Genomic DNA, 8144 nt, shown 5'->3' on the forward strand with positions numbered 1-8144 from the left:
CATGCTCGGCGCACAAAATGAAAGAAGCTGGCAAACTGCCAGCTTCTTTTTTGTCTTCATCTAGATGATTTAGGCTTATAGAGATTAAGCAGACTCAGTCGATAACACTTTACCATCCACTTTAGTTGGCCATCCTAGCGCTTTATACTCAGCTGCTAGTAAATGGGCACAGCGGCTAGAAATTCTGGTCAAAATCAGCTTTAGCTAAGTAACCTTGAACAAGCTCTCGATATTGCTGCTTCAATGGCGCTTCAATAAAGCTCGCGTCTATCGCATTCAAACCAAACAGCGCTAACTCCTGATGCGTCATCTCATGAGCTTTGCTCACCGCATTAAAGTTATCCGACATGTAACCACCAAAATAAGCAGGGTCATCCGAGTTAATCGTTACAGCCACACCCTTTCTGAGCAGTTCGACAATGTTGTGGTCTTCCATCACATCGAATACACGCAATTTAATATTCGACAGTGGGCACACCGTCAGTGGCATTTTGGTTTCAATCAGCTCTTCGATTAGAGCTTCGTCTGTCATGCACTGGACACCATGATCCACTCGACTCACGCTGAGCATTTCAATCGCATCGACAATGTTTTGAGCCGGCCCTTCTTCTCCTGCATGCGCCACCGTCAAGAAGCCCGCTTGTTTTGCTTGTTGGAATACACGCTTGAACTTCTCTGGTGGGTGTCCTAATTCAGAAGAGTCCAGTCCAACCCCGACGATCTTATCTTGATGCTTCAATACCTCTGCGAACGTTTGAATGGCGCTCTCTTCAGATAAATGGCGCAGAAAACATGCGATGATTTGAGAGGTAATGCCCAACTCTTTATGACCCTGTTCAAGCGCACGATGAATGCCGTTAATAACGGTGTCGAATGCAATGCTACGATCGGTATGTGTCTGAGGATCAAAGAAAATCTCAGTATGGATAACATTGTCGGCTTTACAGCGTTCTAGATAAGCCCATGTTAAGTCGTAGAAATCCTGTTCTGTGCGCAGTGCATCAGCACCTTGATAATAGATATCCAGAAATGACTGTAAATCATCAAATTCGTATGCGCGTCTTAGTTGCTCTGGGGATGAATAAGGCAGCTCAATGCCATTGCGTTGAGCAAGCTGGAAAAGTAACTCAGGTTCGAGCGAACCTTCAATGTGTAAATGCAACTCTACTTTTGGGAGCCCTTGAATAAATGCGTTCATATTTCACCTACTATGGATTTTAGGTGTGCACTTACTCTGAATAATAGACAGGAGGTTTTCTTGAACGCCATTACAAAGAGTAAGAACACAATTGTGATCTAAACCCTTCGTAATCAGCACTTTGCGGGAGCTGGTAGAGACCCCCAAACCATATCATTGGGGTTATACGAAGCAAACGGTTGCTACTATACAGAGTTTAATGGGAATTTCACTAATCAATTGCTCATTAACCGATTTCTAAAGCAGGAACCTGTTTGGTTCGATCTCAACGGTAATCTGGTCGTATTCTCGACATCAGCAACATATCGATGTACTTACCCGCTTTGAACGTACTGAGTCTTTTTGTGCCTTCTAACTGAAAGCCTACACGTTCATACAAAGCAATAGCGGCGTGGTTATCGGCATGAACCTCTAACTCAAGACGCACGAGATTAAGCCAGTTATCCGCCTGATTGATCGCTTCTTGCATTAACGCCTTACCGACCCCTTTACCATGCATATCTGGGTGAATAGCAATACCAAGACCAGCGCAGTGCCTGTCTCTTACCTTGGTGGTCATGAATAAAGTAATGTGACCCACTACTTTGCCGGAGACTTCCGCAACCAGAGTGAAATGGTCTGAATGACCAAACAGTCGCTCCACTTGTTCAGAACTAAGATAAGGCTTTTGTGAGGTGTTTTCTGAAACTGAAGGGCGGCGATAAATATCGAAAATATCTTGGCTATCCGTTGCTTCTAAATGTCTAATTTGTATTTCCAAAGCGCTTCCTTATCCTATTATTTCTATCCATAAGCTAATTTTCATATTACGGATAGCAACGGGAACCTACAACCTTTAAAGGTGTAAGTGCCCGAAATAATTAAACAAATAGTAAGACTGAACTTAAACTTCTGCTTTGATGAGTATTTTTAAAATAGTGTGAATATCAGAATTTATAATCCACACCCACACTCGCTAATACTTGCTCGGAGTTATAGAAATCGATATTAGAATCTATGCTTCTTAAACCCAGTAAAGTAATGAACGCCCAATCTTTATAGCCCATCAAACCACCAAACTCATAAGCTAAGAATGCACCGAATTCATTCTCTTCACGTACTTGCCCGTAAATTGGATTCGACTCATCATATTCACGATCACTTGCATCTAGGGTGACAACAAAACCATGACGACCGATTCTCTTCGCGTAGTTTAATTCAATACCATAACTATCGAAGCTGAGTGCTCCTCCTTCTGCGTCTGAGTGGAAATACACCATTGAAGGAACAAATAGACCTGCGTGGTTTGGTAAGATAAAGCGGTATCCTGCTTTGGCGTACACATAGGTTCTTTCCCTATCCAGCAGCACAGTATCTTCCGGAGATAAGCCTTGGCTACCAGATAGCTCTTCATCAACATCTGATTGCCCAAATGCGAGATCCGTTCGAAAACCAGTTCCACCGATATTAGTGAGCTGCAGTCGTCCTACATTACCTTTCACATCCGTTTCATTTCTATTAACGCCAACAGCATACGGATCCGTCCAAGCCTTACCCGAGATAAGCGTAGGAATAACAGAAAAATCCAATATGGTGCCACCAGAAAGTTGATATCGATAACCGATCTCAAACGCAATGGTACCTGTTGCAATATCCTCTCGTGTCGTACCCGCATACACTTGGTGAGTCAGCGATTCGCCAAAAGTATATTGAACAGTACCCAAAAAGCCGAGTAGCCCTTGGTTTTCACTCTCCCCTTCCTGGGTGTTGGTGGCTTGATTCGAATCTTGTTCAGTACTCAAATTACTACTGTCAGAGTAGAAACCGGCCAATACACTGAAGTTACCGCTGAAGCCTTCACTTGGAGCAAGGCCACTGTATGCAGGCATTGAAGCCAATGCAGAAAAGACTACTGGTAAAAAAAACCTCATATTCACATCCATTACTTGAATAATCACCAAATAACTATAAGCATCAAATAACTATAAGCATCAAAATGGAATTGTAACAAGCATTTAACAATATAAGTTTATTCGCTTGACGCTGTCGATATCGCTAACCATTCACTCAAAGACACAACAAATTGATCTATCACGATTGGGCTTTCGTAATACCTCTCGAAAATAACGGACAAAACTCAAAGGAAGACAATATGTTTAATAAATTAATCAAAACCATGTCAGTGCTAGTTGCGACGCTTCTTTTTACGGCTTTTGCTCACGCTGATCACCACGGAATGAAGAAAGATATCGTTGACGTGGCGGCTGAAAACGGCTCTTTCAACACCTTGGTAGCAGCGGTAAAAGCGGCAGGCTTAGTTGAAACATTGAAAGGTGACGGTCCCTTCACAGTGTTTGCGCCAACGGATGAAGCGTTCGCTGCGCTACCAGAAGGAACGGTTGATATGCTGTTGAAGCCAGAAAACAAAGACAAGCTGATTGCAGTACTGACCTATCATGTGGTGCCAGGGAAAATAATGGCGTCTGAAGTGATGAAACTTGATAGTGCCGTAACAGTGCAAGGCGAAGCGGTAATGGTAGGAATTGATCACGGCAACGTGATGGTCAACAAAGCGCAGGTCGTGATGGCAGATGTTGAAGCAAGCAATGGTGTTATCCATGTGATTGATGCTGTATTACTGCCTAAATAATAAAGATGAACACAAATCAAAGGTTCTTAGAGGGTGTGACAGGCTCACACCCTTTTGACGTTTAAATACCAAGTTAAAATCGGTATCAAACTAGCCGAACCTGCCTTTATATAAGCAAGAACCCGGATTACATAAACAAGCGCCCGAATATCAGAAAGGCCGCCATCGATACCACCTTCGTGAAGACCACTACCCAGATGCAGTCACCAATACTAGAGTGCGTCGCTTTCCCGAGTAGGAACACAAACAGAATCAACCCTAACACCCAACCTACTGTTGGAATCAATGACACCAGAGCAACGATAACAGCAATAGTAAGAAGGGATTTAAAATCTGCGACCACGAAAGACATTTTAGAGGCGATGTACATACAACATGCGGTGATTAATGCGTCCATCACAAACGCTAAAGCTTCAATACCCACTTTACTTCCTTCACTGATATTAGTTGAAGTGAATATTATCTCTAAAGAGATGATTTTTCTTGAATAAGAGAACAAAAAGCAGGTGAAAACTGTGTCAAAAATGAGATTACCGTTCGTCTGAAGACATAGGTTTATTTGTTCGAGTCTTCTAAGCCTTTGACCAGTGCTCGCGACCGAGTCTGATTTGCTTTTTGATAGGCATCAAAGCCATCTTCGCGTTTACCTCCGAACAAACAAAGAAACGAGTTGATGACAAATGAAAAGAATGAGATGACGACAACAAAGAGAGGAAATAGCCCCGACACCCCAGCATCTAAGGCAAGAACGCCAACAGCGAAGGACAACATCGACACCAATGTATATAGTTTAGATCTACTCACATGACTCATGAACAACACTCCTTGTATTCATTCAATGTTTAGATTAGACAAATTATCTTGCACACAATTTGAACTCATCGACAATATCAATAGATCAGGAAAAGTTATCCTTAAAAAGGTTCATTAATATTTCAAACTCGGTTTCTGTATCCCTACGAACACGAGTCCGCCTATTCAACTGACTTTTCTATCTTCAACTACCTTTTCCATCACGTAATTGGTCAGCTTTACGCCACGCATTTCGACTTCCTGTTCATTTACTACCTTAAAGCCAAGGTGCTCATAAAAAGGCCTTGCGGTAATACTTACTTCAGAGAAATATCTCGATACGCCACGAACTCGACCCACAGTGAAAACATGTTCCATCAACGCTTTCCCGACACCCTTCCCTTGATATTCGTGGTGACAGAAAAAGTGATCAATCAAGCCGTTGGGTTGCAGGTCAGTATAGCCAACAACGCAGCCATCGAGCTCAGCCACAAAGGGTTGTAACCCATTCATACGCTTTTGCCATAACGCAAAGTCAAAGCTACTGGGTGCCCAAGCTTCGACTTGCTGTTGAGAATAATCTCGAACATTCACGTTACGTACGGTATGAAAGAAGATCTCCCACAGTGCTTTGTCATCACTCGCTTGATAGTTTCGAATTCTAATCACAACATACTCCTTTTTGTCTTAAGTCCTTTCTGAGGTGAAAATAAACAGCTGAATCAGCAAGCTTTATAACCTAACAGCCTCAGCTTTAGAGCAAGATATCAACGATAAAACACAGCGAGCCAGATCGTCACCGCATCTTTATCCGTCCTCAGCACCTTGTGTTTTTCACCTGCGGAAATATTGAGATAATCCCCTTTAGACAAGGTAACAATGCGACCATCTTCAAACTCAATCACCCCTTGCCCATCGATCACCATTACCCATTCATTCTCGTCTTGATCATACCAACCCCCTTCCGGGGAGCTGTGCCCATGCGACAATATTCTTTCAATTCGAACACTGTCGTTGGCAATCAGGTCATTGAATATTTCATTGGGTATTGATGAAGGAACATCATTGTAAATGTTTGGCATCAAGCTCTCCTAGCTAGCATTGAATTGATTAACAACTTGGGCCTTAGCTGTACTGTAAACCTAAGCAGCGGCACTCTTTTTGAAGTAAAAACGGTAATAGCCCACCAAGTTACTGCAGATAAACAGCGCCTCCATAACAACCGCTGTTGGCGAACCAACTAAATAATTGTGAACCAACCAAAAGCTGGTTCCGATGATCATCAATTCTCTTAATCGACGGTCATCTTTATTGAAGGCTGCAAAGGTCTGAAATACGGAGGCAAAGCAACTCAATATGCTGGTCAGCCCTGAGTAAGTCACTGCGGTTGCGACCACCGACATCGAAGAAAACAAATATTTAAACTTAGACGAGGTAGAAAATACGCTCGTCAAATAGCGAATCGTGGCAATCGTCATTAAGCTCGCCGCTGTCCATTGTTCAAGAAGGATAAAGTGACTCGAAATAAGAACGCCAGCAAAGAACAGACAAGTGACGATTTTCTTCCTTTCCTTGAATTGGAATGACAGAAGATCAAAACAAATGGCTATCGCGACTAATACTTGGGAAAGATAAAAGGCAGACACGGTGATTCCTTCAATAATAACATTCCGCCCTAGCCGCTTCTTTCACGGTGAATAATCGAATAAAACATACTAGGCGGTTACAACAAAACAGAGCAAACAGCGCTCTAAAGCTTCTATAAAAATCTAAAGCTTCAACACACCACTAATCACAGTGGTCGCAGAGCCGATTAACTTTATTCGCCCATTAGCCAATAATTCAGTCGACATATAGCCACCACGACGAGACGCCTGATAAGCACTGAAGCAGCTTTTGTTTAGCTTTTCAGCCCAGTGCTGCGTCAATGCACAATGTGCCGACCCAGTAACGGGATCTTCATTAACCCCAACCCATGGCGCAAAATAACGAGAAACAAAATCGAGTTTAGAATTTGATGAAAGTGCCGTCACAACAACGCCTCGCCCTTTAATACTCTTTAAAGCATCAAAGTTAGGTGAGAGAGCCAATAACACTTGCTCGCTGGAAACTTCGATTAACTGCTTGGAATCAAACTCTCGGAATGAAACGATTTGGTGCGGTTCTAAACCAAAGTGCTCAAGCAATGTGAGATTAGCTTCTGAGTTCAATGACAACTGAGTGCTAGGAAAATCAAGTTCGATAGACGATTCACAAACTGTGGCAGATAACTCGCCCGACAAGGTGTTAAACACAACACTGTCACCTGTTTTAACCAACCCTTGCTCTTTCATTACATGAACGGTTGCCAATGTGCCATGCCCACACAGCTTCACTTCTACTTCTGGAGTGAACCATTTAAGCGTCATGGTGTTAAGCGCAAGAAAAGCGGTTTCAGATACCGCCATCTCTTCAGCGATTGAGAACATGAGTGACTCATCGAGTAGATCTTGAGAAATGCAGCCCCCAGCTGGGTTTCCTTTAAAAGCTTGAGTTGTGAACGAGTCCACTTGATATATATCTAAATTCACAATAGTTCCTAGCTCTAATATTGGATAAATATTGTTGCCTACAATAAGCACAAACACCCCGTGCTACAAGTGTTCAACAGCAACATTATTAATACTTATTTAAGAAGTAAGGAATGATAAACAAAGAGTTATGAAAATAATAGGCGGATTAAGCAGAAGGTTTATTATCGGGCAGACAAGAGATAAAACGTATCAGCCTGGTAGGAAACAAGCACACATTCGCGGCACATAGGCATTGTATCGTGCCACAAACGTAAGGTTACTCAGCAATGGTGAATCTACTGACGTACCAAAGCAGATTTCACAATGGTCAAGCCAAGCAGACCCAGCATGACTCCTGTCACTTTATCAATATAGTAAGCAACACGTGTAAACTCTTGACGCACTTTAGGTGCAGATAACAGGAAGATGATCGCCGCATCCCATACAAATACAACCACCGTCATCCAAATACCTAACCCCAACTTAAACATGAAGCCAATGTCATTGTTCAACACAACCGTGAATAAGCTCAAATAGAACAAAAGGTTTTTGGGATTAAGGATTCCTGATAGAAAACCCGTGATGAATTCTTTAAGAAAAGTCGTTTGGTTGAAGCTATCTCCTTCGGTAACATCCATATTGCTGTAATTACATTTCTTCGCTCTTATCGCTTGCACAGCAAGATAAACAAGAAACACACCACCAATGATCTTCAGTACAATCATAACGGAAACGGATGCCGCTAGAATCGACCCTACTCCAACCAAGCACAAAGCAATATAAGCCGCATTCGCACTGGCAATACCGAATGCAACGCCTAGTGCTTTTCTTCCCTTATTTCGAACAGCACTCTTCACTACAATCACAAAGTCTGGTCCGGGGCTCAACAACGCCAAAAAATGAGCAATCGCCACGGTAACAAAAACCCCAACTAAACCTGCATCCATAAATTAATGTCCTTATTGTGAAATTT

General features: G+C 42.5%; 11 protein-coding genes and 1 riboswitch. Of the genes, 1 reads left to right on the forward strand and 10 read right to left on the reverse strand.

Annotated elements, in window-relative coordinates; translation table 11 throughout:
* Positions 1 to 175 precede the first annotated feature (175 nt).
* From AB4517_RS20345 to AB4517_RS20355, 3 genes are all read right to left on the reverse strand, one after another.
* Positions 176 to 1198, reverse strand: coding sequence for an adenosine deaminase (locus AB4517_RS20345; protein WP_372149676.1), 1023 nt, complete (start codon positions 1196 to 1198; stop codon positions 176 to 178).
* Positions 1199 to 1288: 90 nt separating this feature from the next.
* Positions 1289 to 1388: riboswitch (purine riboswitch) on the reverse strand.
* A gap of 75 nt (positions 1389 to 1463) precedes the next feature.
* The gene (locus AB4517_RS20350; protein WP_017060016.1) at positions 1464 to 1958 is read right to left on the reverse strand and encodes a GNAT family N-acetyltransferase; all 495 of its coding nucleotides are present in this window, start codon (positions 1956 to 1958) and stop codon (positions 1464 to 1466) included.
* Between the two features lie 166 nt (positions 1959 to 2124).
* The gene (locus AB4517_RS20355) at positions 2125 to 3108 is read right to left on the reverse strand and encodes a DUF2860 family protein (protein ID WP_372149679.1); all 984 of its coding nucleotides are present in this window, start codon (positions 3106 to 3108) and stop codon (positions 2125 to 2127) included.
* 221 nt (positions 3109 to 3329) lie between these two features.
* Between AB4517_RS20355 and AB4517_RS20360 the strand changes: the two genes are divergently transcribed.
* On the forward strand, positions 3330 to 3827 hold the full coding sequence (locus AB4517_RS20360; RefSeq protein WP_017064709.1) for a fasciclin domain-containing protein: 498 nt from the start codon (positions 3330 to 3332) through the stop codon (positions 3825 to 3827).
* 127 nt (positions 3828 to 3954) lie between these two features.
* Here the strand turns inward: AB4517_RS20360 and AB4517_RS20365 are convergent, their stop codons facing one another.
* The 7 genes from AB4517_RS20365 to AB4517_RS20395 form a co-directional block, all read right to left on the reverse strand.
* Positions 3955 to 4251 carry a hypothetical protein gene (locus AB4517_RS20365; protein WP_017064710.1) on the reverse strand — a complete coding sequence of 99 codons (297 nt, stop codon included), beginning with the start codon at positions 4249 to 4251 and terminating at the stop codon, positions 3955 to 3957.
* Positions 4252 to 4382: 131 nt separating this feature from the next.
* Positions 4383 to 4640: a hypothetical protein gene (locus AB4517_RS20370; RefSeq protein ID WP_017060020.1), complete on the reverse strand. Its 258-nt coding sequence runs from the start codon at positions 4638 to 4640 to the stop codon at positions 4383 to 4385.
* 165 nt (positions 4641 to 4805) lie between these two features.
* On the reverse strand, positions 4806 to 5288 hold the full coding sequence (locus AB4517_RS20375; protein WP_372149682.1) for a GNAT family N-acetyltransferase: 483 nt from the start codon (positions 5286 to 5288) through the stop codon (positions 4806 to 4808).
* A 98-nt stretch (positions 5289 to 5386) separates the two neighbouring features.
* Entirely contained in the window at positions 5387 to 5701 is a 315-nt protein-coding gene (locus AB4517_RS20380) for a cupin domain-containing protein (protein WP_372149684.1), read from the reverse strand.
* Between the two features lie 60 nt (positions 5702 to 5761).
* Positions 5762 to 6265 (reverse strand): YgjV family protein, encoded by a 504-nt coding sequence (locus tag AB4517_RS20385; protein ID WP_017060023.1) that lies wholly within the window; start codon positions 6263 to 6265, stop codon positions 5762 to 5764.
* 123 nt (positions 6266 to 6388) lie between these two features.
* Positions 6389 to 7246 (reverse strand): PhzF family phenazine biosynthesis protein, encoded by an 858-nt coding sequence (locus tag AB4517_RS20390; protein ID WP_372149686.1) that lies wholly within the window; start codon positions 7244 to 7246, stop codon positions 6389 to 6391.
* A 221-nt stretch (positions 7247 to 7467) separates the two neighbouring features.
* On the reverse strand, positions 7468 to 8118 hold the full coding sequence (locus AB4517_RS20395; RefSeq protein WP_017080133.1) for a LysE family translocator: 651 nt from the start codon (positions 8116 to 8118) through the stop codon (positions 7468 to 7470).
* Positions 8119 to 8144: the final 26 nt, after the last annotated feature.

The sequence above is a fragment of the Vibrio sp. 10N.222.52.C3 genome, from assembly GCF_041474195.1.
Taxonomy (GTDB): Bacteria; Pseudomonadota; Gammaproteobacteria; order Enterobacterales; family Vibrionaceae; genus Vibrio; species Vibrio crassostreae_C.

Bases quoted from the DNA above. Each gene is read 5' to 3' on its own strand.
- AB4517_RS20345 (WP_372149676.1), bottom strand. From the start codon at position 1,198: ATGAACGCATTTATTCAAGGGCTCCCAAAAGTAGAGTTGCATTTACAC.
- AB4517_RS20355 (WP_372149679.1), bottom strand. From the start codon at position 3,108: ATGAGGTTTTTTTTACCAGTAGTCTTTTCTGCATTGGCTTCAATGCCT.
- AB4517_RS20360 (WP_017064709.1), top strand. From the start codon at position 3,330: ATGTTTAATAAATTAATCAAAACCATGTCAGTGCTAGTTGCGACGCTT.
- AB4517_RS20370 (WP_017060020.1), bottom strand. From the start codon at position 4,640: ATGAGTCATGTGAGTAGATCTAAACTATATACATTGGTGTCGATGTTG.
- AB4517_RS20380 (WP_372149684.1), bottom strand. From the start codon at position 5,701: ATGCCAAACATTTACAATGATGTTCCTTCATCAATACCCAATGAAATA.
- AB4517_RS20395 (WP_017080133.1), bottom strand. From the start codon at position 8,118: ATGGATGCAGGTTTAGTTGGGGTTTTTGTTACCGTGGCGATTGCTCAT.